At 65.4% G+C, this 25,982-nt stretch carries 27 protein-coding genes; 12 read left to right on the forward strand and 15 right to left on the reverse strand.

Annotation, left to right across the window (positions count from 1 at the left end):
- Positions 1 to 45: 45 nt before the first annotated feature.
- Genes WDLP6_RS07000 through WDLP6_RS07020 form a run of 5 tightly spaced genes read right to left on the reverse strand, consistent with a single transcriptional unit; the run spans position 46 to position 4,877 of the window.
- The gene (locus tag WDLP6_RS07000) at positions 46 to 957 is read right to left on the reverse strand and encodes an ArgK/MeaB family GTPase (RefSeq protein ID WP_162591752.1); all 912 of its coding nucleotides are present in this window, start codon (positions 955 to 957) and stop codon (positions 46 to 48) included.
- Positions 954 to 2,081, reverse strand: a complete 1,128-nt coding sequence (locus WDLP6_RS07005; RefSeq protein WP_162591753.1) for a CaiB/BaiF CoA transferase family protein — start codon at positions 2,079 to 2,081, stop codon at positions 954 to 956. Before WDLP6_RS07005 ends, WDLP6_RS07000 begins: the two co-directional genes overlap by 4 nt.
- Complete coding sequence (locus WDLP6_RS07010; protein ID WP_162566375.1) at positions 2,078 to 2,497, reverse strand: cobalamin B12-binding domain-containing protein; 420 nt, start codon at positions 2,495 to 2,497, stop codon at positions 2,078 to 2,080. The genes WDLP6_RS07005 and WDLP6_RS07010 overlap by 4 nt, the downstream gene beginning before the upstream one ends.
- Positions 2,494 to 4,101 carry an acyl-CoA mutase large subunit family protein gene (locus WDLP6_RS07015; protein ID WP_162566376.1) on the reverse strand — a complete coding sequence of 536 codons (1,608 nt, stop codon included), beginning with the start codon at positions 4,099 to 4,101 and terminating at the stop codon, positions 2,494 to 2,496. Before WDLP6_RS07015 ends, WDLP6_RS07010 begins: the two co-directional genes overlap by 4 nt.
- The gene (locus WDLP6_RS07020) at positions 4,098 to 4,877 is read right to left on the reverse strand and encodes an enoyl-CoA hydratase/isomerase family protein (RefSeq protein ID WP_174259850.1); all 780 of its coding nucleotides are present in this window, start codon (positions 4,875 to 4,877) and stop codon (positions 4,098 to 4,100) included. Before WDLP6_RS07020 ends, WDLP6_RS07015 begins: the two co-directional genes overlap by 4 nt.
- 176 nt (positions 4,878 to 5,053) lie before the next feature.
- Here WDLP6_RS07020 and WDLP6_RS07025 point away from each other — a divergent pair, with 176 nt between their 5' ends.
- The 4 genes from WDLP6_RS07025 (at position 5,054) to WDLP6_RS07040 (ending at position 8,721) form a co-directional block, all read left to right on the forward strand.
- The gene (locus WDLP6_RS07025) at positions 5,054 to 5,806 is read left to right on the forward strand and encodes an IclR family transcriptional regulator (protein WP_162566378.1); all 753 of its coding nucleotides are present in this window, start codon (positions 5,054 to 5,056) and stop codon (positions 5,804 to 5,806) included.
- Between the two features lie 179 nt (positions 5,807 to 5,985).
- Positions 5,986 to 6,807 (forward strand): amidohydrolase family protein, encoded by an 822-nt coding sequence (locus tag WDLP6_RS07030; RefSeq protein ID WP_162591755.1) that lies wholly within the window; start codon positions 5,986 to 5,988, stop codon positions 6,805 to 6,807.
- A complete protein-coding gene (locus WDLP6_RS07035; RefSeq protein WP_232076982.1) occupies positions 6,791 to 7,657 on the forward strand; it encodes an IclR family transcriptional regulator in 867 nt (288 codons plus the stop codon). Before WDLP6_RS07030 ends, WDLP6_RS07035 begins: the two co-directional genes overlap by 17 nt.
- Before the next feature lie 11 nt (positions 7,658 to 7,668).
- The gene (locus WDLP6_RS07040; protein WP_162591756.1) at positions 7,669 to 8,721 is read left to right on the forward strand and encodes a ketopantoate reductase family protein; all 1,053 of its coding nucleotides are present in this window, start codon (positions 7,669 to 7,671) and stop codon (positions 8,719 to 8,721) included.
- 51 nt (positions 8,722 to 8,772) lie between these two features.
- Here the strand turns inward: WDLP6_RS07040 and WDLP6_RS07045 are convergent, their stop codons facing one another.
- Positions 8,773 to 9,759: a Bug family tripartite tricarboxylate transporter substrate binding protein gene (locus WDLP6_RS07045; protein ID WP_162591757.1), complete on the reverse strand. Its 987-nt coding sequence runs from the start codon at positions 9,757 to 9,759 to the stop codon at positions 8,773 to 8,775.
- Between the two features lie 240 nt (positions 9,760 to 9,999).
- Here WDLP6_RS07045 and WDLP6_RS07050 point away from each other — a divergent pair, with 240 nt between their 5' ends.
- Entirely contained in the window at positions 10,000 to 10,863 is an 864-nt protein-coding gene (locus tag WDLP6_RS07050; RefSeq protein WP_162591758.1) for a zinc ribbon domain-containing protein, read from the forward strand.
- A 19-nt stretch (positions 10,864 to 10,882) separates the two neighbouring features.
- On the opposite strand, the gene WDLP6_RS07055 is transcribed toward WDLP6_RS07050, so the two are convergent.
- The 3 genes from WDLP6_RS07055 to WDLP6_RS07065 all read right to left on the reverse strand — a co-directional run bounded on the left by WDLP6_RS07055 (position 10,883) and on the right by WDLP6_RS07065 (position 12,921).
- Entirely contained in the window at positions 10,883 to 11,437 is a 555-nt protein-coding gene (locus tag WDLP6_RS07055; RefSeq protein ID WP_232077416.1) for an isochorismatase family protein, read from the reverse strand.
- Positions 11,438 to 11,534: 97 nt separating this feature from the next.
- A complete protein-coding gene (locus tag WDLP6_RS07060; protein ID WP_269475561.1) occupies positions 11,535 to 12,308 on the reverse strand; it encodes a GntR family transcriptional regulator in 774 nt (257 codons plus the stop codon).
- The gene (locus WDLP6_RS07065) at positions 12,241 to 12,921 is read right to left on the reverse strand and encodes a maleate cis-trans isomerase family protein (RefSeq protein ID WP_197910147.1); all 681 of its coding nucleotides are present in this window, start codon (positions 12,919 to 12,921) and stop codon (positions 12,241 to 12,243) included. The genes WDLP6_RS07060 and WDLP6_RS07065 overlap by 68 nt, the downstream gene beginning before the upstream one ends.
- 285 nt (positions 12,922 to 13,206) lie before the next feature.
- Between WDLP6_RS07065 and WDLP6_RS07070 the strand changes: the two genes are divergently transcribed.
- From WDLP6_RS07070 to WDLP6_RS07095, 6 genes are all read left to right on the forward strand, one after another.
- A complete protein-coding gene (locus WDLP6_RS07070; protein WP_162591761.1) occupies positions 13,207 to 13,599 on the forward strand; it encodes a cupin domain-containing protein in 393 nt (130 codons plus the stop codon).
- 61 nt (positions 13,600 to 13,660) lie between these two features.
- On the forward strand, positions 13,661 to 14,989 hold the full coding sequence (locus WDLP6_RS07075; RefSeq protein WP_162591762.1) for an MFS transporter: 1,329 nt from the start codon (positions 13,661 to 13,663) through the stop codon (positions 14,987 to 14,989).
- A gap of 9 nt (positions 14,990 to 14,998) precedes the next feature.
- Positions 14,999 to 15,787, forward strand: a complete 789-nt coding sequence (locus tag WDLP6_RS07080; RefSeq protein ID WP_162591763.1) for a hypothetical protein — start codon at positions 14,999 to 15,001, stop codon at positions 15,785 to 15,787.
- A 22-nt stretch (positions 15,788 to 15,809) separates the two neighbouring features.
- Entirely contained in the window at positions 15,810 to 16,109 is a 300-nt protein-coding gene (locus WDLP6_RS07085) for an NIPSNAP family protein (RefSeq protein ID WP_232076983.1), read from the forward strand.
- Between the two features lie 48 nt (positions 16,110 to 16,157).
- Complete coding sequence (locus WDLP6_RS07090) at positions 16,158 to 17,375, forward strand: CaiB/BaiF CoA transferase family protein (RefSeq protein ID WP_162591765.1); 1,218 nt, start codon at positions 16,158 to 16,160, stop codon at positions 17,373 to 17,375.
- A gap of 3 nt (positions 17,376 to 17,378) precedes the next feature.
- Positions 17,379 to 18,290 (forward strand): hydroxymethylglutaryl-CoA lyase, encoded by a 912-nt coding sequence (locus WDLP6_RS07095; RefSeq protein WP_162591766.1) that lies wholly within the window; start codon positions 17,379 to 17,381, stop codon positions 18,288 to 18,290.
- Positions 18,291 to 18,407: 117 nt separating this feature from the next.
- Here WDLP6_RS07095 and WDLP6_RS07100 read toward each other — a convergent pair whose 3' ends face one another.
- The 6 genes from WDLP6_RS07100 to WDLP6_RS07125 form a co-directional block, all read right to left on the reverse strand.
- Entirely contained in the window at positions 18,408 to 19,226 is an 819-nt protein-coding gene (locus WDLP6_RS07100) for a ferritin-like domain-containing protein (protein ID WP_162591767.1), read from the reverse strand.
- A gap of 87 nt (positions 19,227 to 19,313) precedes the next feature.
- On the reverse strand, positions 19,314 to 19,754 hold the full coding sequence (locus WDLP6_RS07105; protein ID WP_162566384.1) for a hypothetical protein: 441 nt from the start codon (positions 19,752 to 19,754) through the stop codon (positions 19,314 to 19,316).
- 205 nt (positions 19,755 to 19,959) lie between these two features.
- On the reverse strand, positions 19,960 to 20,211 hold the full coding sequence (locus tag WDLP6_RS07110; RefSeq protein WP_162591768.1) for a hypothetical protein: 252 nt from the start codon (positions 20,209 to 20,211) through the stop codon (positions 19,960 to 19,962).
- A 104-nt stretch (positions 20,212 to 20,315) separates the two neighbouring features.
- A complete protein-coding gene (locus tag WDLP6_RS07115) occupies positions 20,316 to 21,062 on the reverse strand; it encodes a PepSY-associated TM helix domain-containing protein (RefSeq protein WP_162566386.1) in 747 nt (248 codons plus the stop codon).
- Between the two features lie 11 nt (positions 21,063 to 21,073).
- Positions 21,074 to 21,760, reverse strand: a complete 687-nt coding sequence (locus tag WDLP6_RS07120) for a Fe2+-dependent dioxygenase (RefSeq protein WP_162591769.1) — start codon at positions 21,758 to 21,760, stop codon at positions 21,074 to 21,076.
- A 22-nt stretch (positions 21,761 to 21,782) separates the two neighbouring features.
- Positions 21,783 to 24,092, reverse strand: coding sequence for a TonB-dependent receptor (locus tag WDLP6_RS07125; RefSeq protein ID WP_174259851.1), 2,310 nt, complete (start codon positions 24,090 to 24,092; stop codon positions 21,783 to 21,785).
- A gap of 404 nt (positions 24,093 to 24,496) precedes the next feature.
- On the opposite strand from WDLP6_RS07125, the gene shkS reads away from it, so the two are divergent.
- Complete coding sequence (gene shkS, locus WDLP6_RS07130; RefSeq protein ID WP_232076984.1) at positions 24,497 to 25,933, forward strand: surface-behavior sensor histidine kinase ShkS; 1,437 nt, start codon at positions 24,497 to 24,499, stop codon at positions 25,931 to 25,933.
- Positions 25,934 to 25,982: the final 49 nt, after the last annotated feature.

Genomic DNA, 25,982 nt, shown 5'->3' on the forward strand with positions numbered 1-25,982 from the left:
GGTGGATCCTGCGCAGTATCGCGAGGGATCCGCGCCGATCATGCTTCATGGCGATGCGCATGCGCGGGTCCCGCCCGCCAGTTCGAGTGCGCGCCTGAACTGCTGTTCCAGCGGGGCGGCGAAGAAGGCGGCGTCCTGTTCGGCGACGACTTCCGCGGCACGGATCTCCAGCAGGCGCCGCAGCCGGTAGCGTGCGCGCTGATCCTTCAGGCTTTGCCGGAGGTCGCCGGCTGCCAGCCACGACTGGTGGCGGTCGATGGCCTGCGAGAGCGCGTCGATGGATGCGGGCTGCGACGCCGATGCGAGCAGCACGGGCGGAACCCAGGCGCCCTGTGCGTGGCGCGTGATCGCCGCGATGCGCTGAATGTCGGTTGCCATCTTCCGTGCGCCCGGAAGATCGGCCTTGTTGACCACGAAGATGTCCGCCATCTCCATGATCCCGGCCTTCATGGCCTGCACCGTGTCGCCGCTTTCCGGCAGCAGCACCAGCACGAGCGTGTCCACCTGCACGCGGGCCGCGTAGTCGGTCTGGCCCACACCCACCGTTTCGAGCATGACCTCGGCGAAGCCGAAGTCGTCCATCGCGTCGAGCATCTCGGGCAGGTTGTCCGCGAGCCCGTCCGAGGTCTTGCGCGAGCCGAGCGAGCGGATATAGAGCTCGGCCGCGCCGGCGAGTTCGTCCATGCGCACCCGGTCGCCCAGGATGGCGCCGCCGGTCTTCGGGCTGCTCGGATCGACGGCCAGCACGCCGAGGCGGCCGCGGGCGGCGCGCGCGAGCGCCAGGTGGCCCAGCAGCGTGCTCTTGCCGGCGCCTGGCGCACCGGTGATGCCGATCCGCCGGGCGCCGCATGCAGCCGCTTCGCGCAGCGGCCGTCTTGCGAGTTCGAGGGCGCTGGCATTCGTCAGCTGCGTGAGTGTGCGGCCGAGCGTCCTGCGATCGAGCGGCTTCGAAGTCACGTCGAGGCCCAGCCCAGCACTTCGCCGCGGTGCTCGTCCAGCAGCGGCGGCAACCCGTACGAGGGTGTGAAGCCATCGAAGCGGATCGGGCTCGCGATGGCCCGCAACGGCAGATCGCCGTTGCCGAGCGGCACCACGAGCGACCGGTCCGCGGCGATGTCGCTTCGCAGCGCATCGCTCAGTGTTCCCACTTCCGCCACCACGAGCCCGAGCGGTGCCAGGCGGCTCACCCATTCGCTGGCGCGCGCGCCGGCGAGCACGGCCGCGATCGCCGCGACGACCTCGGCGCGATGCGTGCGCCGGGCCGGCATGGTGGCGAACTTCGGATCGGCGGTCCAGTGCGACCGGCCGATCTCCTCGCAGAACTTCTTCCAGAACCTGTCGTGCGTGATGAAGAGCGTGAGCCATCCCTGCGCCGTCGGAAAGATCTGCGCAGGCACGAGGTACGGATGCGACGAACAGGGCATCCGTTCGATCGTCTCGCCGGCATTGAGATCCGCGCCCGCCAGGTAGTTGAGCTGCGACAGCATCACGTCGTACATCGACACATCGACTTGCCCGCCGCGTCCCTGCACGATCTTGGCGAGCAGGCCGAGCGCGGCCACCAGGCCGGCAGAGTTGTCGACCGCCGAATAGCCGGCCTTCGTCGGCGGCGAAGCGGGGTCGCCGGTCAGCGCCATCACGCCCGTCATCGCCTGGATGACGTAGTCGTAGGCCGGGTTTTCCGAGTACGGCCCTTCGAGGCCATAGCCGGTGAGGGCGACGCAGATCAGGCGCTCGTTCCATGGGCGCAGCGCATCGTAGGTGAGGCCGAGCTTGCGGATGGCCGAGGGGCGCAGGTTGGTCACGAGCGCGTGCGATCGCGCCACGATGCGGCCCAGCGCTTCGCGCCCTCCGTCGTCCGCGAGGTCGAGCACCACGCTTTTCTTGTTGCGGTTCAGGCTCGCGAAATAGGCGTTGTGCGGTCCGATGAAGTGAGGGCTGACGGTGCGGCCGATGTCGCCTTCGCGTGCCTCGATCTTGATGACCTCGGCGCCCATGTCGGCGAGCATCAGTCCGCAATAGGGGCCGGCCAGCATGTGGCCGACCTCCACCACGCGGATCCCTTCGAGCGGTGCGTTCATGCCAGGCGCTCGGCGAGGATGCGCACCACGTCGTCCAGCGGCATGTCGGCCGTGAAGATGGCGGCCGCGCCCAGCTGTCGCAGGTGCGGCTGATCTTCCGCCGGAATGGTTCCGCCGACGAAGACCTTGACGTCGCCTGCGCCGAGTTCGCGCAACTGCGCCATCACGTCCCCGACCAGCTCCTTGTGGCTGCCCGACAGGATGCTCAGGCCCACTGCATCGACGCCTTCGTCGACGGCCACCTGCGCGATCTGCTGCGGGCTGCGGCGAAGCCCCGTGTAGATCACCTCGGCGCCCGCATTGCGCAGCGTCAGCGCGACGATCTTCGCGCCGATGTCGTGGCCGTCGAGGCCGGGCTTGCCGATGAGGATGCGCTTGCCGGCCAGCGCGGGACGGGTCTGGAGGGGCGTGTTCATAGATTCACCGGTTCCTTGAATTCGCCCCATTCCTTCTTGAGGCACGCGACCATCTCGCCGACCGTGGCGTAGGCATGGCAGCAGTCCACGAGAAAGGGCATCACGTTCTCGCGGTCCCTGGCAGCGGCCGTGGCGAGCCTGGCCAGCGATGCATCGACCGCCGTCTGGCTGCGCGTGTCGAGGACGCGCTGGAATTTCTCGAGCGCGCGCTGCGCCACCGTCGGGTCGAGCGTGAAGACCTCGCCGACCTTGATCTCCTCGTCCGCCTTCCTGAAATGGTTCTGGCCGACGATGACCTGGTGGCCGGCGTCGATGTCGAGCTTGCGTTCGAGCCCGCGCTCGGCCAGGCGCAGCTGGATCCAGCCTTCCTCGATCGCGCGGGTCACGCCGCCGTAAGCCTCGATCTCGTCCATGACCTGCACGATCTTTTCTTCCATGCGGTCGGTGTGCTGCTCCATGAAGTAGCTGCCGCCGAGGGGATCGACAGTGCGGGCGATGCCGCTCTCGTAGGCGATGATCTGCTGCGTGCGGACCGCGAGCTCGGCGGAGAACTCGGTCGGTATCTGGAAGGCTTCGTCGAATGCGCAGGTGAAGATCGATTGCGCGCCACCGAGCACCGCAGCCATGGTTTCCACGGCCACGCGCGCGATGTTGTTGTAGGGCTGCGGCGCGACCAGCGAAGACCCGCCGCAGACCACGCCGAAGCGAAAGTGCTGCGCCTTCGGATCCTGCACGCCGTAGCGTTCCTTCATCAGCCGCGCCCAGAGGCGGCGCCCGGCGCGGAACTTCGCGATCTCCTCGAAGAAGTCCATGTGGACGTAGAAGAAGAACGACAGCCGCTTGGCGAATTTCTCCACGTCGCCGCCGCGTTCGCGCAGCTCGTCGACATACGCCAGTCCGTTCGCCAGCGTGTAGGCCATTTCCTCGGCGGCCGTCGCGCCCGCGTCGCGGACGTGCGCGCCGGCGATGCTGATCGGGTTGAAGCGCGGCGAGACTTCGTTCGAGTACAGGATCGAGTCGGCGATCAGCCGCATCGAGGGCCGCACCGGAAAGATCCAGGTGCCGCGGGCGACGTACTCCTTGAGGATGTCGTTCTGGATCGTGCCCGTGAGTTTGCTGCGCGGCACGTTCTGTTTGTCGGCGACGGCCAGGTACATCGCGTAGACGATGGCAGCGGTTCCGTTGATCGTGAACGAGGTCGAGATCTTCGACAGGTCCAGCCCGTCGAACAGGATCTCGGCCTCGCTCAGGTTGGACAGCGACACGCCGACCTTGCCGATCTCGGGGCGGGCCATCGGGTGCGTGGGGTCCAGGCCGCATTGCGTGGGCAGGTCGAGCGCCACCGAGAGACCGGTCTGCCCCTTGGCCAGCAGGAACTTGTAGCGCGCGTTGGATTCCTCCGCGGTTCCGAAGCCCGAGTATTGGCGGATGGTCCAGAGGCGTCCCTGGTAGCCGTCGGGAAAGATGCCGCGCGTGAACGGGTACTCGCCCGGCGCGCCGATCTGCGCCGGGTCGATGGCCGCGGCCGCGATGCGTGCCGGTACTTCGACGCCGCTGCGGTTGACGGGGCGAATCTCGGGGTGGACGCTGGGTGTGCCGCTCATTTCTTGGCCTTGGACAACAGTTTTCCGGAGGCGCTCCAGTGGTCGTCGTGGAGCCATGTGTCGAGCAGTTGCCGCTGCTCGACAGCGCGGCAGTCCTCGAACGACGCGCCGCGCCGCCACGCCAGCGTCTGCGCCTTGATGCCGCGCAGCACTTGCGGCGCGCAGGCCAGCATGGGTTCGAGGAAGGCCTGCACGTCGCTGCCCGCGGGGCCGTCGCCGATGACGGCATCGGCCAGTCCCCAGGCCAGTGCCTGCTGCGCATCCACGAGCTCGCAGCGGCTCATCATCCGCATCGCCCGGGCGCCGCCGACGAGCCGGCAAAGATCCGGCCCGCCACCCCAGGCGGAGGTGATCGCGAGTCGGGCCTGGATGAAGCCGATGCGCGCGTGCGACGACTGCAGCCGCATGTCGCAGGCGAGCGCCAGTTCCGCGCCGCCGCCGATCGCGTCGCCGTTGAGCAGGGCGATGACGGGCACGGGACAGCCGCGGATGACGTCCAGCGCACCGCGCGCCTGGTCCGTCATGGCGCGGGTCGCGGGCTCGTCGCGAACGTCGGCCAGGTCCACCAGGTCACCGCCGGCTGCGAAGAAGCGCTCGCCGGCGCCGGTCAGGACGATGAGCCGGATCCCGTCCTGCGCACCGGCCTCGCGCACCGCGGCCGAAAGCGCTGCGAGCACCGGACGCGAGAGGGCGTTGTGCTTGTGCGCGCGATCGATCGTGATCCAGCACGCGCCGGATGCGCGCTGGTCGACCGTGATGTCTTGGCTGTTGGGCACTGGCATGTCTCCGGAGGTTTTTTCGAAGCGCGATGCTATAGTTGATTTATTCTGAGACGAGAAACAGTGTTCGATATTTCGAACAAACTGGCGCTGATCCCGACACTTGGGACGCGGGGCCTGCGTTTGTTCAGCCCGCAGAATTTCTTGCTTGCCCAGGCCGTAAAGGGAATCGCATGTCAGCAGCCAGCGTCACCGCCGTCGACCGCGTCATCGACATCTTCGAAGCCTTCCAGACGAGCCAGCGGCCGCTGTCCCTCACCGACCTGGCCGAGGCCGTGGACATCCCGAAGAGCACCTGCCATGCGATCGTCGCCACGCTGACCGCGCGCGGCTACCTGTATTCGCTGACCCGGCCGCGCTCGCTGTATCCGACCAAGCGCATGCACGATGTGGCGCGCGACATCCTGGACAAGGATCCGTTCGTCGAGCGGATGACGCCGATGCTCGAACGTCTTCGCGACACTTCGCGCGAGACCATCATCCTGGGCAAGCGGCAGGGCGATTCGGTGGTGTATCTGCAGGTCTCGGAGAGCGAGCACTCGATCCGCTATTCCGCCAAGCCGGGCGACATCAAGCCGATGCATTCGAGCTCGATCGGGAAGGCCCTGCTGGGCTCGATGAAGGAGCCGGACCTGCGCGCGTGGTTCGAACACCGGGCATTGCCCTCCATCACCGCCGCGACGATCACGGATCCGGATGCGCTGATCGCCGACATCCTGCAAAGCCGGCGCGCCGGCTATTTCCAGACGCGCGGCGAGAACGTGAGCGATGTGTGGGCGGTTGCCGCCTTCTTCGCGGTTCACAACGAGACGCTGGCCGTGGCAGTGGCGGGGCCGAGGCACCGCATGGAGACCAGCCTCGCGGAGTGCGCGCAGTTGCTGGTGGCGACCTGCAGCTTCATTTCCCGCCAGTTCTCGGCCAGATGAGGGGCGCCGAAAGTTCAACCCGTGAAATTGCGGTGCAGCCCGAGCGTTTCGTTGCGTGACCGGGCGGCTATCGTGGCTGCGACCTGGCCCGATCCACACCGAGGTGATCCGCGTACCGCATGACTGGCTCGACGACGAACCCAACGCTGCCCCCTGGCGCATGTGATTGCCACACGCACGTGTTCCTGGACGAGCACGAATTCCCGCTGTCGCCTTCGCGCCGCTACACGCCGCCGCCCGCATCGATCGATGCGCTGTCACGGCTGCACGCCGGTCTGGGCATCGAACGCGTCGTCATCGTGCAGCCCAGCGTCTACGGGCTCGACAACGCGGCCACCCTGCATGCGCTGCGGGTGCTCGGCAAGGGCCGCGCAAGGGGCGTCGCCGTCATCGACGCCCAGGTGCCGGAGGCGACGCTCGACAAGATGACGGCGGCCGGCGTTCGCGGCGTTCGCGTCAATCTCGAGATCGATCGCGAAAGCGATTCGGCCAGGTCGGCCGAGCAGATGCGGCGCATCGCCGCACGCGTGGCGCCGAGGGGATGGCACGTGCAGGTCTATGCGAGCATGCCCCTGATCGCCGCTTGCAGTGCCGTCATCCGGGAACTGCCGGTGCCGGTGGTGCTGGATCACTACGCCGGCGCGCATGCGAGCCGAGGCGTGGATCAGGAAGGCATTGGGGCCGTGCTGGACCTCGTGGCAGCCGGCAAGGCCTACGTCAAGCTCTCCGCGCCCTATCGCTGTTCCGCCAGGGCCGACCACGCAGACCTCGAGTCGCTCGCAAGGCGCTTCATCCAGGCCCATCCGGATCGCATGCTGTGGGGCAGTGACTGGCCGCATCCGCAGCCAGGTGCGAAGCCGCTCGCCACGGATGTCTGCCCACCGTTTGTCGTGGACACCGGCCATGCGCTGCGCCAGTTGCGCCGATGGTCGCCGGACGAGACAACGCTGCACAGGATCCTCGTCGACAACCCGGAGCGCCTCTATGGCTTCGGCGCATGAACTGAACCGGCTGCAGGAGATGCTCACCATGGACATGACTTTTCTCGCGCAATGGGCCCCTGCGGCGACAGCGACCGGGCCCGAGCGCCCCGGCACGCGCAGCCTTGCGCGCGGCATCAAGCTCCTGCGCGCGATCGCCTCGCGTCCGCAGTTCGGCTGGCGGCTGTCCGACCTGGCCGCCGCGTGCGAACTGGACCGGGCCACCGTGCATCGCATGCTGGCCTGCCTGATCGAGGAGCGCCTGGTGGCGCAGTGCGCGAGCGATCGCCACTACCTGCCCGGGCCGTTGATGTACGAACTCGGCCTCGCGCTGCCCGATCGTGTCCAGTTCCAGCGCCACGCAGAGGCGGACTTGCAAGCCTTCGCGCGCCGCATGGGTGGCGTCGCGGTGCTGCTGTTGCGCAGCGGCAATGAATACGTCTGCAGCGTGCGCGCCGGGACGCTGCCGGTCACGGGGTCGGTGCTCTATCCGGGCTCGCGCCGGCCCCTGTTCACCTCGGCCGGCGGCGTGGCGATCCTGCAGACCTTGCCTGCAGGCGAGGCGCGTGCAGTCCTGCTCGACAACGTGGCGCAGGAGGTCGCGCGTTGCGGCGCCGGCCGGCTGGCGGCGTTGCAGAAGATGCGCGAACGCTCCGATCGCCATGGCTTCGGCGTGAACCTGGGCGATGTCGTGCCGGGCGTGCATGCGTTCGGCATGCCCGTGCGCGGATCCGGCGATGCCGTGTTCGGCTCGCTGTCTCTGCTGGGCACACCCGAGCGCCATGGCGAAGCGAGGCTCGACATCCTGCGCGACGAACTGGGCACCGCGGCGGCAGCGCTGGGCGAGGCCGCGCGCCAATTCAATCTGTGAAAGGACAGGCCATGACGCGGGTATGCATCGTCGGGGCAGGCGCCGTGGGCGGCTACGTGGGGGCGCACATGACCCGGGCCGGGGTCGACACGATCCTGGTGGACGCCTGGCCGGAGCACGTCGAGGCCATGCGCGCGAAAGGCCTCAGCGTCGCCGGCATGAACGGGGCCGGCGCGGTGGACACGCCGGTCAGGGCGCTCCACATCGGCGACGTTCCGCAGCTGTTGCGCGAGGCACCCATCGATGTCGCCTTCATCGCAGTGAAAGCCTACGACACCGAGTGGGCCACGCAGTTGATCCTGCCGTACCTTGCGCCCACGGCCTGCGTCGTCTCGCTGCAGAACGGCATCAATGAAGAGACCATCGCCGCGATCGCCGGCTGGGGGCGCACGCTGGGCTGTTCCGTGAGTGCGCTGGCGGCCGAACTGGTGGCACCCGGCCGGATCGTTCGCAACTCGCCGCTCGGCGACGAGAAGAAAGCCGGCATGCGCATCGGCGAATTGCATGGACAAGTCACCCCGCGCGCGCAGATGCTCGCCGCGCTGCTGGCGCACGGCGACACCTGCAAGGTGACGCCGAACCTGTGGGGCGAGCGCTGGTCCAAGCTCACGATCAATGCGATGCGCAACGGCGTCTGCGCCCTGACCGGCCTCACGGGCAAGCAGCGCGACACGAATGACGTGGCGCGCGATCTGACGATCCGGCTCGGCAGCTCGAGCATCCGGGTCGGCCGGGCGCTGGGCCTGGCGCTGGAGCCTGTCGGCGGGTTGGACCTCGACCTGCTGGCGCGTGCTGAAAGCGACACTCGCGCTCGCGAGGCAATCACGACGATGATCATGGAAGTGGCCAATTCGCGCAGCGATGGCCAGCGGCCGTCGATGGGTCAGGACATCCGCAAGGGCCGCCGCACCGAAACGGAGTACATCAACGGACTCGTCGCGCGTCGCGGCGAGGAAGTCGGCATCGACGTCACCTGCCACCGGCGCGTCAACGAGATCATCAAGCGCATCGAGAAGGGGGAGTTGATGCCGAGCCCCGACCTGCTGCAAGCCATCGTGGCGTGAAGGCTTTGGGCGAAGGCGCCGCCGGTTTGCCGGCGGCTTCGCATCGCCGCCTTATTCGAGCTGGATCTCGGCTTTCTTGACCACCGCATCCCAGCGGGCTTCATCCTCGGCGATGCGCGCGCCGACCTGGGCCGGCGTGGCAGGGTGCGACATCTCCACGCCGCCCACCGATTTCACGCGCGTGTAGAAGGCCTCGCTCGCGATCACCTTGTTGGCGGCCGCATTCAGCTTGCCGACGACGTCGGGCGGCGTCTGCCTGGGCGCGACCAGGACGAAGCGCACCGTGGCTCTGAAGTTGCGCAGCCCCGCCTCGTCCATGGTGGGAAGTTCCGGATAGGCCGGGTCGCGCTTTGCCGAGGCGAGGCCCAGGCCCTTGAGCTTGCCGGCGCGCACGTAGTCCATCGAACCCGTGGGCAGGAAGGCGTAGGTCACGCGGTCGCTGATCAGGTCCATCTGCACCTGGTTGCCGCCCTTGTAGGGCACGTGCAGGGTCTTGACGCCGATCTCCTTGTTGAACATTTCCGCCATCAGGTGGATGGGCGTCGAGATGCCCGACGAGCCGTAGGAATACTTCGCCGGGTCCGCCTTCAGCAGCGCGACGAATTCCTGGAGGGTGGTGGCCGGCACGTCGGGCGCGGTCACCAGGACGAATCCGATGGTCATGATGTCGGAAACCGGCGCGAAGTCGCGAATGCCCTTGTAGGGCAGGTTGGCGAGGATCGACGGCGGCACGACCGCCGGCAGGTTGGCGAAGAACAGCGTGTAGCCGTCGGGCGCGGCACGCGCCACGTAGGCGCCTGCAATGGTCTGGTTGGCACCGGGCTTGTTGTCGACGATCACCGGCGAGTTCAGTGTCTGGGAGAACTCGGCGGCAAACGCCCGCGCGGCCACGTCGGTCGGGCTGCCGGCGACGAACGGGACCACGATCGTGATGGGCCGGGCAGGGAAGCCCTGCGCCAGCGCGCCGCTGGACCACGCCAGGGATGCGAGCGCGCCGCCGAGGAGGAAGCGCCGCCTGATGTTCAAGGTGAAATCCATGTCGTCTCCAGATGTGCTTTGCATCTCGTGGGTTTTGGGGGGTCGCCTTTTGAGAATATCGGCCGTCCTGTCCCCTGCACATGGGCCGCGAGTTTCGAGTTCCACTCCTTGAACTTTTCGTCCGAGGTCGCCAGCGTCCGGCGAACGACCTCGGTGACAAGTCGAAACGCAAAGTGGGCAACCGCCGACAGCGCGGACGCGCGCTTTGGGGCACAGTGAAGACCTTGTGCGAAGGAGTCGATGTTCATGACGACCGCTTGCGGTATTTGCGGAGCGTCCAATCGGGAAAATGCGAAGTTTTGCGTGAACTGTGCGGCGCGGCTTGGCGTGGAGCCGATGGGCCAATCCATTTTCGGGACCGATGCGAAAGCCCCGCGTACGCAGCGCGACTCGGGTTTCGATGCGCCGCGTACGGCCTATTCGCATCCGATGAGCCTGCGCGCTGCGTTGATGTCGCGCGAGCCGGCGATCTTCTGGGTCCGCGCGGGGATGACCGGCCTCGTGCTGCTGATCGGATTCATCGGCTGGTGCCTGTACGTCCTGACCGCGAACAAGGTGCCGCCGCAGTCGTCGGTGAGTGAGCGCACGGTGCTTGCAGCGCCGCAGCCACCTGCCGAGCCCAAGCCGGCAACCGCGGGGGCTGATGCGCCAAAGCTGGCGTCGACGCCAGCGGTTCCCGCCACGACGAGCGAGGCACGGGTGGCCCCCGCATCGGTGCCGGGCACGCAGGCGGCAAGTGCCGAGCCTCGATCCAGGACCGTGGCGGCCACCACCCCGCGAAACACCGAGACGCGGCGCGCTCGCCCTGCCGCTGCGCCGCGCGTTCGAGCGCCGACGTCATCGGATGAAGACGATGTGTCGCCGAAGTTCACCTGGGTCGAGCCTTCGCGCCCGAACGCGCGCACGTCGATGCCGGATTACCAAGATCCGGGACCGCCGATCGTGCAAGGGCCGGGGCCACGTTACGCCGGATCACCGCCTTCGCCCGTGGTGTCGCCACGCGAATTCGCGGGCCCTGCGCAAGGAGCCGATCTCGGTCCGCCGATCGCTCCCGGGCCGGGGCCGCGCTACGACTTCTCGTCGCCGGGCGCCACGCCGAGATAGAGCGCGGCGCCGCGCGGCTTCACCGTCCGGCCGCCGCCTCGATGGCCTGGCGGATTTCGTGTGTCCTCAGCACGTCCGCGTACTTGGCCTGCAGGTCGAAGAGATTGGCCTCGTGAGGCGTTGGATGCCGGTCGCCGCACGCCTCGGACGCCACGATCGGGATGTAGCCATGTTGCACGGCATCGACGGCCGTGGCTCGCACGCAGCCGCTTGTGCTCATGCCGGCGATGATCACGCAGTCCACGCCCTGCGAATTCAGCAGGCTGGCGAGCGAGGTGCCGAAGAACGCGCTTGCGTATTGCTTGGAGATCACTGGCTCGTGCGACGCGGGCCGGAGCGCTTCGACGAAGTCTCCCATCGGATTGCCTTCGCGGAAAACCGAGAGAGCGGGGACCTTCCGGTAGAAGACGCCGCCATTGACACCTTGTGCGTCGTAGACCACGCGGGTGTGGCATACGAGAAGCCCTTGCCCGCGGGCCCAAAGCAACAGCGCCTGTGCTGCGTCGATGACGTGGGGCACGTTGGCGAACAGGGGGCAGTCGGGTTCGAAGTAGGCGCGCGCAAAGTCGACCATCAGCAACGCTTGACGAGTGCCTGTGCCCAGCCGTGCGCCGAAAGCGCCGCTTTGGCCGTGGTTGCTGCCGGGTGCGGTCTCGCTCTTGTGCATCGCGTCATTCATCATGGTGTTCATTGGCTTTCAAGAGGGTGTGCTTGGCCGAATGGATGTGGCAACTCATGGTGCTCTGCGCCCAGGCGGCGTCATGCACCTGGAAGGCATCGATCAACTCCCGATGCTGGCCGAAGCTGCGCCGAAGCTGGTCGACGGTGTAGCTGCGAAAGGTCCTCTGGACGATGGGAAGCTCGATCGCATTGGCGAGGGTCGCGATCAGGCGCTCGTTGTGGCTGGCCTGCGCAATGACCCGGTGGAACTCGCGATTGAGCCGGCCAATGCGTGCCGCGTTGGCCTCGCTGGTATCCGGGCCGCCGGATTCGATGTCGTCCTGCAAAGCCTGGAGTTGAGCAATTTCGTCCAGACCGATGTGACGCGCGGCGTGACCGGCGATTTCTCCTTCGATGAGCACGCGCAACTCGAAGATCTCTGCAATCTGTGCACTGGACCAGGTCCGTACCATCGTCCCGCTGTTGGGCTTGAAGACCACGAAGCCGTCCGCAGTCAGCAGGCGCATGGCTTCGCGCACTGGCGTGCGAGAGGTGTTGAACTCTGCCGCCATCTGCTGTTCGGTCAATCTCATGCCCGGCCCGTAGAGGCCATTGATGATGCGCTCCTTCACGACGGCGTAGAGCTGGTGGGCAACGGTGGCCGTGCCGGTGACTTGTTTCAAGGGCTCCTCCTGAGGCGGCCTGACATGTTGGCGATCAGTATCGTTCCAGGAGAGCGCCGAAACCGCTCTTCCTGTCCCCGATGTCGGACTGGCGCAGCGCATGCCAGTAGATGGCGGTGTTGATGGCCACCACAGGCTTGTTGAGCCATGCCTCTGCTTCGCCGGCAAGCCGGGCCATTGCCAGGTTGGTTCCCACCTGGACGATGCCGTCGATGTCATCCCCATCCAGTTCCTGCAAGGCATTGCGAAGCTCGGCCTCCTGCACGTGCGCGATCTTGACGGGGCTTTCACACCGGAGTCCCTTGATGCGCTTGACCTCGTAGCCGGCTTCCTCGAAGAAGCGCACGACGTTTCTGTCGCCGATTGCCTGATAAGGCGTGACGACGGCAATGCGCTGGATGCCCAGCACCGCGAATGCGGCTTCGCAGGCTTCCGAACCCATTGAAACGGGCAGCCGCGTGCGTTCTTCCAGTTGTGCCTTGAGGCGGCGGCTGGCGGTCAGCCCGTCCCAGAAGGTTTCCGCGGATATCCCAAGCACGAGGCGGTCCGGCTCGCAGGACATGACCGCATCGACCGCCTCGTCCTGCGCCGCTGCGATCAATTCGATCAGGCGCTGAAAGTCCTCGTCGTTGTTCAGCGGGATGTTCGGGATGCGGATGCGGCTGATGTGGTTCGTCACGCCGGTGGGGCGCATCGCGTCGAACTCCGGCTGCACGCTCGTGTTGGTGGAGGGGACCAGAACGGCGAACTTCTGTCGCCAGCCTAAAGAGTCGGTCATGTTTTCCTTTCGATAGCACTTGCGTCGTTGAAATCAGTCACCTATGATTGTCCACAATTTATCCGGTTTTTATCCTTTATATGCCATAAATTGCCTTGAATCTCGCATCATTGTCGACATTGAAGATGAGGCGACGACTGTTGTTGTAGCTACATTGAGCTGAGAGGCGCGCCGAAGAGGCGATGCCCAACCCCTTATTTGCTTGACTTTGAGGATGACCCGATGAGCGATACAGAGCGTTCCATACCGCGAACCGAAGGCTACTTCTCGGTGAGAGACCACATTCCGATCGAGCGGCTGGCTGCCGTTGAGGGCGTGAAGCCCAAAGGCAAGGTGGAAGTGCGACGGTTGATGGTGGGCGAGGACATCCTCATGCTTCACGTCTTCCGGGAGAAGGGCCTGATCGATCCGGTGCACAAGCACATGGACCATGAGACTGTTGCCTACCTGATCAAGGGCCGCCTGCGCCTGGTGATCGGCGACAAGGAGTTCATCGCTGAGCCCGGTACCTCATGGATTCATCCTCGTGGCGTGGAGCATTTCAGCGAAGCCCTGGAAGACTGCGAACAGCTGGAAATCAAGTCGCCTCCCAAGAAGACATGGGTCAGCGAGTAGCTGCGATGAGCCGCCGCCCCATAGCACCGACCCCCCGCAGATCCCAACGAGGCAAGAAATCATGACAGACGCACAGGCACTGGAGAATTCGAGCTACCTTTCCTCGGCGCAGGCTGCCAGCCAAGAGGCTCTCTATCGCAAGGTTCTCTGGAGGCTGGTCCCCATCCTGTTCCTCAGCTATGCGATGTCCTATCTGGATCGCATCAACGTGGGCTTCGCGAAGCTGCAGATGCTGGGCGATCTGGGCTTCAGCGAGACCATCTACGGGCTCGGCGCCGGGGTCTTCTTCCTCGGCTATTTCATCTTCGAGGTTCCGAGCAACCTGATTCTCCATCGCGTGGGCGCCAGGCGCTGGATCGCCCGCATCATGATCACCTGGGGACTGCTGTCTTCCGCGATGATGTTCGTGAAGACGCCCATGTCCTTCTACGTGCTGCGTTTTCTCCTCGGGGTGGCCGAAGCCGGATTCTTTCCGGGCATCGTCCTGTACCTGACCTACTGGATTCCGCCGAGCCGGCTGGGCAAGGCGCTGGCCTTGTTCTTCCTGGCGGTCCCGATCTCGGGCGTGGTGGGTGGCCCGCTTTCGGGCTGGCTGCTGCAGAGCTTCCACCAGGTTGGCTCGCTGCAGGGCTGGCAATGGATGTTGCTGATCGAGGGATTGCCATCCGTCCTCCTCGGCGTGGTCGTCCTCGTCATGCTGCGTGACCACATCAAGGACGCGGCGTGGCTCGATGAGAACGAAAAGAAGATCCTGGCACGCAACCTGGAGCGTGAGAACACCAGGATCATCGGTGTCTCCGTCAAGGACGCCTTCGCGCTGCCGTTGGTCTGGGTGCTGTGCCTGATCGAGTTCTGCATCGGGCTGGGCATCTACGGCATGGGCTTCTGGATGCCGACCATGATTCGCGAAAGCGGTGTCAGCGGCATGCTCAACATCGGGCTGTTCAGCGCCATTCCCTACGGCGTGGCGGCGATCTCGATGGTGTGGGTAGCCAAAGTGGCAGACGCTCGCGGCGACCGCAAGTTCTTCCTGGCGCTCGCGGCGCTGATAGGCGCTGTCGCTCTCTACCTGAGCATGTCCTTCAAGGACACCACAGTCTTCGCCATTGCAGCGCTGACCGTGGCGACCGCTGGCATCTTGACGGCCTTTGCCCAATTCTGGCGGCTGCCCACGGTGCTGCTGAGCGGGAGAGCGGCCGCGGCGGGGATCGCGATCATCAGTTCGGTGGCGAACCTGTCCGGATTTGCCAGCCCTTATCTGGTGGGCTGGCTGCGAGACACCACCGGCAGCGGCGCTGTCGGCATGTACCTGACCGCCGGCAGCCTCGTGGTGGCAGCGGTCGTGACGATTCTCCTGCCCGGGCGACTGGTCAACCGGCAGCCCGACTGAAGGCAAAGCATGACTTCCAAACCCACCTGGGTCGACGTGCAGGAGCACGTGCTGACCGAAGACAACCTGCGCCTGCTGCTGGACAACAGGATCGCTGCTATCCGCATCCCGAGCTTCGCCAGCCCTTCGGAGTGCCAAGGCTTTGCCGCCGCCGCCAAGAAGGGAAATATGCAGTACTACAACGTGAGCGACCGCATCGGGTACATCGGATTGGCTCAATACCAGTACCGTTGGACCCGGACCAAGGAGGAATTTCTGGCCGATGTTCCCAAGGCCCGCGCGGATGTGGAGGCGGTCTTCGCCGATTCCTTCAATCCGCTGCAGCGCGTGATGGATCGCCTGCGCGCGGTCTGGCCGCACCCGGTGGACTTCGCACGGGAGAGCGGCCTAGCCTACTTCGCCGGCATCATCCGGTCCACCAGCGACAAGATCGATCTCCATGTGGATTGGGCGCCCGTCAATTCGCCCGATTACGCGATCGGCGCCATCGACGGCCAGCTCGGATGGAATTTCTTCGCGGAGGAACTGGCCTCCGGCGGCCACACCACGGTGCACAACAGTCCCTGGGAACCCGAGGTCGTTCCGGGCGAGATTCCCAAGAGCTACGGATTGGACCGCAGCCTGGTCGAAGGCGCGCCCAACCTGGTGTACCGCGCGAAGGCGGGCGACGTGGTCATCTTCAACACTCGCAATCCGCACGAGATCGCGTCGGGCACGACGGCGCCGGGCGGCAGCCGCGTGTCCATCGGTTCCTTCATCGGCCGCATGCCCGACAGCAGCCTGGTCATGTGGGCCTGAGGGGGTGGCGATGATTGTCGAGATGCGTTCCTACGTCTTGCTGCCGGGCAAGCTGCCCGAATTCATGCGGCTCATGGGCACCGAAGGCATCGCCATCGAGCAGAGGGTGCTGGGTCGCATGCTGGGTTTCTACAGCACCGAGATCGGCGCGATCAACAAGGTCATCCACTTGTGGGCCTACGACTCCTTCGAGGATCGACAGTGCCGCCGCGCGCAGCTGGCCGCTCATCCCGAGTGGGCTGCCTTCGTGCTGAAGGTGCTGCCCCTGATCCAGGACATGAACAACGAAATCCTCAACCCGGCGCCTTTCTCCCCGCAGTAAGGCGCGGCGTTGGGGCGTGACTGTGCAGAAACAGAAATTGAATCCGGAATGACTACCAAGCAGAATGCGCCGCTGACAGGACTGACCGTCCTCGATCTCACCCACATGCTGTCAGGTCCCTACGGGACAATGACGCTGACCGACCTGGGTGCTCGCACCATCAAGATCGAACCACCCGGCGCAGGCGAAGGCACGCGCAAGCTGCTGGCCGAGAGCTCCGACTATTCACGCGATGGGATGGGGGCCTACTTCCTGACCCTGAACCGTGGCAAGGAGAGCATGGCCCTGGACCTGAAGTCGACCGAGGGGCGGGCCGTGTTCTACGACCTCGTGAAACACGCCGACATCGTCTTCGACAACTTCAGCGCCGGCGTGATGCGGCGGCTCGGCATCGACCACGACACGCTCGCGGCGGTCAACCCGCGCATCATCACCTGCACCGTCTCCGGCTTTGGCGAGTCCGGACCCGACACGCAGCGTCCCGCCTTCGACCAGGTGGTGCAGGCCATGGGTGGCGGTATGTCCATCACGGGGGAGCCGACCATGCCGCCCACACGATCGGGTATTCCGATCGGTGACCTGGGTGGTGGCATCTTCGGCGCGATGGGCGTGCTCGCGGCGGTGATCGCGCGCCACAGCACGGGGAAGGGACAGCACGTGGACGTATCGATGCTCGATGTGCAGATCTCGTTGCTCAACTACATGGCGACCATGCACCTGATGTCCGGTCATGTGCCAAATCGAATCGGCAACGGTCACTTCGTCCACGTGCCCTACAACGTCTATGCCACCCAGGACGGTCATGTCGTGGTCGCCTGCATTGGAGACGCTTTCTTCGAACGCTTCCGCGAGATGCTTCCGCTGCCGGCATTGCAAAAGCCCGAGTATTCGTATCAACCAGCCCGGCTGGCCGATAAGGTTCTCATCGACACGGCGATTGGCCAGGCGTTCGCCGGTCGTACCACTGCGGAGTGGCTCGAGCGGTTGCGTGCTGCGCGCATTCCCTGCGGGCCGGTGAATGATTTCGCGCAGGCGCTGTCGGATCCTCAGGTCCTCGCGCGCAACATGGTGGTATCGATGCCATTGGAATCTGGCGAAGTGGTGCGCATGCCGGGCATTCCGATGAAGTTCTCTGAGACCGGAGAAGCTCGTTTCACAGCGCCGCCTCGTGTGGGACAGGATTCGCACGTCATCCTGTCGCAGATGCTGGGCTATGACGACGCCCGCATTGCCGCCTTGCAGGTCGCCGGCGCAGTGGGGGTCTGACCGGTGACCGATGCTCTGTTCATCACCGATGTCGGACCACGCGATGGTCTGCAAAGCCAAAGCACGATGGTGAGCACTGAGGGCAAGCGCGCGCTGATCGAGGCGCTGTTCGACGCGGGGCTGCGGCGCATCGAAGCCACCAGCTTCGCCTCGCCGAAGGCGGTGCCCCAAATGGCGGATGCCGATGCGTTGATCCGGGGGCTCGTGGTGCCGGACGACGCCCGTGTCTCCGTGCTGGTCCCGAACCAGCGGGGCCTGGAGCGTGCCGTGGAGGCGGGCGCGCGGGAGATCGCCGTGGTGCTCGCGGCGACCGAAACGATGAACCGGAAGAATATTCGCATGGGGCTCGACCAGGCGCTCCAGACCTGCAGGGACACGCTGACCGACGCGGCGCGCGCAGGCTTGCGCACCCGCGCCTATGTGGCAGTGGCCTTCGCCTGTCCCTTCGAAGGCGTGACCGCCGAGGCGCGCGTGACGGAACTGGCGCTGGAGATGCGCAACGCCGGCGCGAGCGAGATCGTCATTGCCGACACCATCGGCTCCGCCGCGCCAACGGATGTGGCGCGCGTGCTGGACGCTCTGTTGGCGCATCTGCCCCCGGACGCGGTAGGCGTGCATTTCCATGACACGCGGGGCATGGCGCTGGCCAATGCCTGGTGCGCCATCACGCATGGCGTGCGCCGTTTCGATGCCAGCATCGGCGGTTTGGGAGGATGTCCGTTTGCCCCCGGCGCTGCCGGCAACCTGGCCACCGAGGATCTGGCGCTGATGGCGCAGCAATGCAAGCTTGAAACCGGCATCGATCTGCAGGCCTTGTGTGCGGCGATCGACATCGCGAGCGAGCTCGTCGGCTACAGCGTGGGCGGGCGCAGCGAGCGTTGGCTCGTGCGCCAGCAGCAAAGGGACGGAGCTTGATCTCGATCCCTTCGGCAGACCTCCAGCGCTTCGACGATACGAACGTCCGGTTGCTCAGCAGTCGGGCATAGAGACGACAGAAGGGCTGGGAAGAGTGACCAAAATCGTGACACGCCGCTAACGCAAGAAGACGTGCTGCATGAACTGCCGGATCGGGTACTGGACCACGGCCTGCATCGTCGCCGGAAGCTCCAGCGGGCGCATCAGCATCTTGAGCGTGGCGCCCGGCTTCAGGTTGCGCCGCACGGTGCCGCTCATGCGCGCGCTCAATTCCCGGACATAGCTCGCATCCGTGGCGCGCTCCGGGGATCGCGCCTTCACCAGATGGCGGATCGCGCAATCGGCGTCTTCGCTCTTCAACTCCAGCGTGCGTTTGCTGATCGTCGCCAGCACACGGGCCCGTCCCACGCCTTCCTGTTCGCGGTAGCGGCGGAAGAAGCCGTAGAAGTGCTTGTAGTGATTGATTTCATCGGTGGCGATGCGGTTGCTCAGATCGCGCAGCACGGGCTCGGTGGTGGCGCGCGCCAGCGCGCGATAGTAGGTGGCGGTGCCGGTTTCGACCACGCAGCGCGCTGCCATCTCGAGGGCGCGCGTCGGGGCCAGGAGCTCGACCTTGCAATAGGTCGCATATTCCGCGAGGAAGTCCTGGTAGGCCGTGTTCCAATCGAACTCAGGCCATGCGTGATGCACGTACGCACGCAGTGTCCGCCCATGCTGAAGCTCTTCGGGCTCCCACTGATTGCGCAGCCAGGAGACGACTTCGGCGTCGCCGCGAAAGAAGTCGACGAGGTTCTGCGTGTAGAGGTCCGATCCGCTTTCGACGAACGATGCGGAACTTGCCATGTAAAAAAGATTCTCGTCTGCGCGCACCCGATCGAGCGCCATGCGCGAGAAGTCCAGATCCTCGATTGTCCAGCGCGCTTTATAAGCTGCCATGCATGATCCTCAAGCCGAAGCTCATCCGGGATTCTTGAGCGGTCACCGCATCGGCCGTGTAGGTGCGCAACGCATTTTCGAGTGACTTCAGGTTCCGCGTGCGTCGAGCCATTCCTGCACGCATGCCTCGAACAGGGGGATGTTCTCTTCGACTTCGTCATGCAGGAATCGACGCGCGCCGGCCTGGGCCCGCAGGTCGGCCGCGAACCACCTTTCCCTGGCCGCGCCGGCCGCGGGCGGTGGAGAGGCACCCCATACCAGCGCAAAGATCGAAAGGGATTCGTCCGCCGGCAGATCGGCCCAGATCATTCCGATACGGGACAGAATGCCCCGGCACTCGTTCAACTCGATGCCGGTTCGCACGTGGCCGTCCTCTTCGAGGATCACCGCACTCAGGCCGCCGGCCATCATCACACGCAGCAAGGCATCGGGCTCGGCGCGGCGGATCCATTCGTCCGCGCGTCGAACCAGCTGTGCCGCAATATTGACCTTGTCGAAGCGCATGCGTTTCAGCGCATCGTCGCTCATCGAGTTTCAGGACGATCGATGGCGTGCCGGCAGGTTCGGATGGGACGTGCTTGCATGATGCGCTTGATGAGGCCACTTACACGGCAGGAGCGCTGCATTTTGCACGCGGGCAGTCGTTTCGTGCAGTGGTCGAGATGCCGCCGGCATTTGCGAATCCGTCGGCGACGTGCGCTTTGCCTTGGGGGTCAGAGGACCGGCAAGGAAGCTATTCCTTGGGACGCCATGCGCTGAGAAATTCGGACGTCGGGTCCGGCGCACGCGGTGCCGCTGGCGCGTAGGTCACTGTCGTCGATGTCGCGGTCGGCGTGCCGGCACTGCGCACAGGTGCTGTTGCAGCGCCATCTTCGCAGCCAGCCAGGCACATCAGCAGGATCACGCTTGCCAACAAACGCCAGGATTTCTTCACGGCCTTGCCTTGGTTGTTCCATCGGCGCAGCCCCAATGGCTGCGCTCTCATGGCCCAATCGTAGCCGAAATTAAATCTAAAGTTCTACTTTTATTTGAAGGCTTGTCGAGCCTTCCTTGTAGCCTGTGAACTGTGCCAGGGGTAGCGCGTCGTGCTCAGAGCCGGCTCAATATCAACCCCAGCGTGAGTGCCGCCGAGGTGCCGAAGATGACCAGGCCGACGACCCGGCGCCGGTGGGTCAGCATCCACAACGCCACACCGGACACCGACAGGAAGATCAGGCTCCCGGCCAGCGTATCGACCAACAGGATCCACGCGACGGGCATGCCGACGCCCTTGTGCAGGTTGGCCAGAGTGGCGACGAAGCCGTTGCTCGTGGTCGTGACGCCGACGGACCGGTTGCCGCGCCAGTAGTCGGCCTGCACGATCGCATCCGGACCACCGAAATTGAAGATCCAGCGTTCGGGCTGCATCAGCGGCTTGGGCGCTGCGGCGTCCGCCGATTCAGACGCGCCGGCATGCCGGCCTTTTTCGGTCCAGGCCACAGGTCGAGAGGGCTCGGTGCGTATCGAGTTGGGTGGCGCATCCATGCCGAGAGCGGTTTGCAGCCAGGCCGCCATTTCCTGTGCGCTGGCTGGTGCGGGATCCGGCAGTGCAAGCTGTGCATTGGCGCGTTGCTGCGACATCGGCAGTTTCAGCACGGCACGGTGGTTCAGCCAGATGCCGGCCGTACCGAAGATCAGTCCCAGGATCGCGCCCCAGAGGCCGATCCAGCCGTGTGTCTTGCGGATCCAGCGCACGAGCATCGCGCGGCGATGATGCGGGTGCGGACGTTCGGCGGCCAGGCCTTGCGTCGGATCGGCGATGGCGGGGCCGATGGCAGTTGTTGAAAGGCTCGTCATGCGGGCGTGACTCAGGTGTCGCTCCATTTGCGAAGAAGGTTGTGGTAGGTGCCGATCAGCGTGCGGCGCGCCGTTTCGTCGGCCCCGCTCTGGTTCAGACGCTGGATGGCGTTGTCCAGGTCGAACAGCAACGCGCGGTCGGCGGCATCGCGCACGAGGCTTTGCACCCAGAAGAAGCATCCCACGCGGGTGCCGCGCGTGATCGGGGTGACCCGGTGCACGCTGCTCGCTGGGTAGATCACCAGGTCGCCGGCCGGCAGCTTGACGCTCTGCATGCCGTGGGTGTCTTCCATCTGCAATTCGCCGCCGTCGTAGCTGTCGGGGTCCGACAGGAACAGCGTGGCCGACAGATCGGTGCGCACCTTGCGGCCGATGTGCGGATGAATGCGGACGCCACCGTCGACATGCAGACCGAAGGTCATGCCTTCGCTGTAGCGGTTGAACATCGGCGGATAGAGGATGTTCGGCAATGCCGCGCTGATGAAGATCGGATGCCGCTCCAGCGCGCTCGCGATGATGTCCTGGCACTCGCGGGCCACCTGCGAGCGCTCGTCGATCTGCTGATTGAACTTCACCGCTGCGCCCTGATGGCCGGCCGTCACGCGGCCGTCGACCCAGGCGTCGCCGGCCGCGTCGAGCCGCGTGCGCACCGCGGCCAGCGCCGCTGCGTCGAGAAGCTGGGGAATGCAGACAAGCATGTTCTGGCAGGAAGCGGCGGGATCAGAACCTGTAGTTCAGCGTCACCATGGCCGAGCGGCCGGAGCCGGGCACTGCACGGCCGCCGTCGGACGGGATCAGCGCGTCGTAATAGTAGCGATTGAAGAGATTGAACAGGTTCAAGCGGATATCGTATTTGGGTTGGTGGTACGCGAGCGTGGCGTCGAAGCGCGTGTAGCTGTCCACGCGAACCAAGTCGGTATTGTTCGCGAAACGGCTCCCGCTGTAAGTGACGCCGCCGCCGATTTCCCATTCCGGTGTGATGGCATAGACCGCCCAGATGCTGGCGGCATCCTTGGGCGTGTTGGCCGGCGTCTTGCCGAGCGTGCCGGGCGCGATGCCGTCGACGATCGTCGCATCCAGGTGCGTGTAGGCGCCGAACAGTTGCAGCTGGTCGGTGACGCGTCCGGCCACGCCGGCGCGCGCGCCGTTCACGCGCACTGTGCCGGTCGCGACGTAGGTGCCGTCGGAGTTCTGCGAGCGCGCATTGGTTTGCGTGATCTGGAACGCGGCGGCAGTGAGCGACAGGTCGCCGTTGTGCAGATCCCACTTGCCGCCGAGCTCGTAGGCCTTGTTCTTTTCCGGTGGCAGCGGTTGCGTCGCGCCTGTCGTAGAGGTCAATTGCTCCAGCGACGGATTGAAGGACGTGCTGTACGACACGTAGTACGACTGCTCGGGCGTTGGCTGCCAGATGCCGCCGCCGCGCACGCTGGTGAAGTTGACCGTCTGATTCATGAACGCCAATGCATTGGCGCTCGTGACCGTGTTGTTGATGCTGGCGCGGTAGTTGTCCTGACGGACGCCCGCGACGAGCTTGAACTGCGGGCTGAGTTCGATCGTGTCGTTGACGTAGCCGGCGACCGTGGTCGCATTGGCCGTCGCGAGATTGCCCGGCAGGCTGGGCGCCGAGGCGGACGAGGCGATCTCGATCGGATTGAGCAGGGGCGTGCACGACGCATAGCCGCTGGTGCCGCCGACCGGATTCAGCGCCACGCCGCCGCAGTTTCCGTTGCGGTAGTAGGCTTGGTTGCTGTACATGTCGCGCCCGAACTCGAAGCCGGCCAGGAAGGTGTGCTTGATGCTGCCGGTGTCGAACTTCGCGTTGTATTCGGTCAGGTTGAAGAAGGACTTGTCGTGGATCACGCGGTCATGGCTTTGCTGCCGCACCCAGAGCTGGTCGAGCGGCAGGCCACTGAAGGCAGGCGCCGGTGCCGCCGTGGTCCCGGTGGTGAACGCGGTGAAGCCCTTCGCGCTCAGCGTGCCAAGGGCCTGGGGCGCGGTTTCGCGCGCGTCGGTGGTGACCTCATTGAACTGCGTCTGATTGCGGATCGAGCTGGTCGGCGTGAGCTTGTGCAGGACCGTCGCGCCGAAAGCGCCGATGTCCGAAATGGTCCGGTCATCGCTGAAGCCGTAGGCATTGTTGCGGTCGACCGCGACCGGCTTGCCGTTGAGCGCCTGCACACCGTAGTCGGCCATGTCGCGGTTGTGCTGCACGAGGGCGGTGAAGGTCACTTGCGTCGGCGTGCCGATGCCGAATTTCAGCGACGGCGCGATGCCGTAGTCCTGCAGCTTGGTCTGATCGCGGGTGGTGGCATCGCCGTCCTGGCCCATCGCCGAGATGCGGAAGGCCGAGGTCTCGGACAACGGCTGATTGACGTCGATCGTCGTCCGTGCCAGCCCGGTCGTGCTGGCCGATACCGACACTTCGCCGGCCGGCGTCAGCGAGGGCTTCTTGGTCACCTGGTTGATCACGCCGCCGGTCGAGCCGCGGCCGAACAGCATGGACGATGGGCCCATCAGGACCTCGACCGAATCCAGGGCGAAAGTGTCGCGGAAGTACTGGGCGCGATCGCGTGCGCCATCGAGATACACGTCGGTCCGCGCGGAGAATCCATTCAGGTTGATGTTGGTGCCGATCGTGCCGCCCTCGGCCGCGCCGATGGTCAGGCCCGGCACGTTGCGCAATGCGCTCGCCAGCGAGGTCGCGCCTTGCGACTGCATCAGCGCCTGGTTGATGACTGTCACCGATTGAGGAATGTCTTTCAGATCGGCGGGCAGGCGACTGATCGACGAGCCATTGGCGCCGAAGTTGTTCTTGTCCGCGGTATCGCGAACCTGCACCTCACGCAGGGTGGGCGGCACCGAGGTCCCTGGCGCGGCCGAAGTCGCCGGCGTTGACGCTGACGAATCTGTCTGTCCGGAGGCCGCGGCCGGCGCGGCCTGCTGGGCGAATGCACCGGGCAGGGAGAACAGACTGAGCAGGGCCAGGGCGACGGGCGTGTGATGGCGCACCGCGGGACGAACGCGTTTCATGAAATCCTCGGTAATGAATGACAGGCAGCGGCGCATACAAGCCATGCCACCTGGACGCGAGATTTTGACTGCGAATCGTTCTTATTGTTGTTCTTGTAGGGAAAATGTCAGATCTGCGATACAAGTGCAGTAAATTTTCATTTGTTCAGCTTCTGTACAGGTTGATTTAAACCCAAACAGAGACGAGGCGAGGCCGCTATCGCGTTGTTGCGGCGCGACGCATCCTTCAGCGATTCCAGGGGACCCGGTCGCGCGCAATTAAGATCGAACGACTCCGCCCGGCCACGCACGGGTGGACGAGAGCGGCACGGAGCCGTCAAATTTTTTGCGCGCCGCAGCGCCGCATCCAGGGGCCCCTCGTGAGGGGCCTTTTTTGTGGCCCGGCTGACAGAGGGCAGTGAGCCATGATGGGTAATTCGTCGTTCGCAGGGCTGGGCAACTCGTCCTTTGCAAGTCTCACGCCGGCGCCCGCGTCGGCGGACGAGGCCGAGCCATGGGTGCGCGGCGAGCTGATCCGCAGCCTGATGCGGGCAGCCCGCGGTTCCTATCTCCTGGCAGCCGCCCTGATGCCGGCCATGGTGGGGTTGAGCTGGGGTCACGTGCCCGTGTGGCAGCTGATGGCCTGGCTGGTCATCGGCATCGTGGCGACCGGGTTCCGCATCTGGGGCGAGCAGCTCTACGCCCGGCACTATGCCGACCGGGACTCGGCCGCCCAGCAATATTTCGTCGAACACTATCGCTATCTCTGGAGCACCAGCGCGTTCGCGTGGGGCCTGTCGATCCTGATATTTTTCGAGCGCACGCCGCTCGTGAACCAGTTCATGAGCTGGCTGATCGTCGCCGGCGTGGCGACCTTCCCGTTGAACGGACTCGCGCTGCATCCGCCGCTGCTCAAGCGCTACGTCAACACGCTGTTCTTCACCATGCTGGCGGCGATCATCGTGCGCATGATCGAGCTCAAGTTCGAGCGCCCGCATTTTCACTACGGCTTTCTCCTGCTTCCCGGTCTTCATTGGTGGCTGTTGCTGCGCGCCGGTCGCCGCATCCACGAGACCGCCCGCAACAGCTTCGAGCTGCTGTTCCACAACCACATCCTGATCAATTCGCTCACGCAGCAACGGCAGGCGGCGGTCTCGGCGGTGGCGATGAAGAATCGCTTCCTTGCCAGCGCCGCGCACGACATGCGCCAGCCGGTGCTGGCGCTCTCGCTCTATGCCGACTGGCTGCGCAACGAGCCGGAACTGGTGGCGGAGATCGCGCCCAAGATCGTGCGCGCCACGCATGCCGTCAACGCGCTGTTCGATTCGTTGTTCGATCTGGCGCGCATCGATTCGGGCCAGGTGAGGCTGCACATCGAGCGGGTCGATGTGGCCCAGCTGCTGCACGATCTCGAACTGCAATACCGGCCGGTCGCCGAGGCCAAGGGATTGACCTTTCGCATGCACGTGGCGTCGGGCACGGTGCTGACCGATCCGATCCGTGTGCGTCGCATGATCGGCAACCTGCTGGCCAATGCGATCAAGTACACCGTCGAGGGGGGCATCCTGCTCGCGTCACGGCAGTCGAGGGACGGCCTTCGCGTGGAGGTCTGGGATACCGGCATCGGCATCGCGCGCGAGCACCTGCGCGACGTGTTCCTCGAGTTCTACAAGGTGGCCGACCATGCCGGCACATCGGACGGATTCGGGCTGGGCCTTGCGATCGTCGCGCGCCTGTCGCATGCGCTCGGCCATCCGGTCAGCGTGCGCTCCCGGCTCGGGCGAGGCAGCGTGTTCCGTGTTGCGCTGCACGATGCCGACGAATCGCAAGCCCAAACCCGCATCTCCGGCGCCGTGGGCTGACCAAGAAAAAAGGGTCCGGCCGAAGGCCAGGACCCTGTTCGTGAGCTGC

It is taken from the genome of Variovorax sp. PBL-E5 (genome assembly GCF_901827185.1).
Lineage (GTDB): Bacteria > Pseudomonadota > Gammaproteobacteria > Burkholderiales > Burkholderiaceae_C > Variovorax.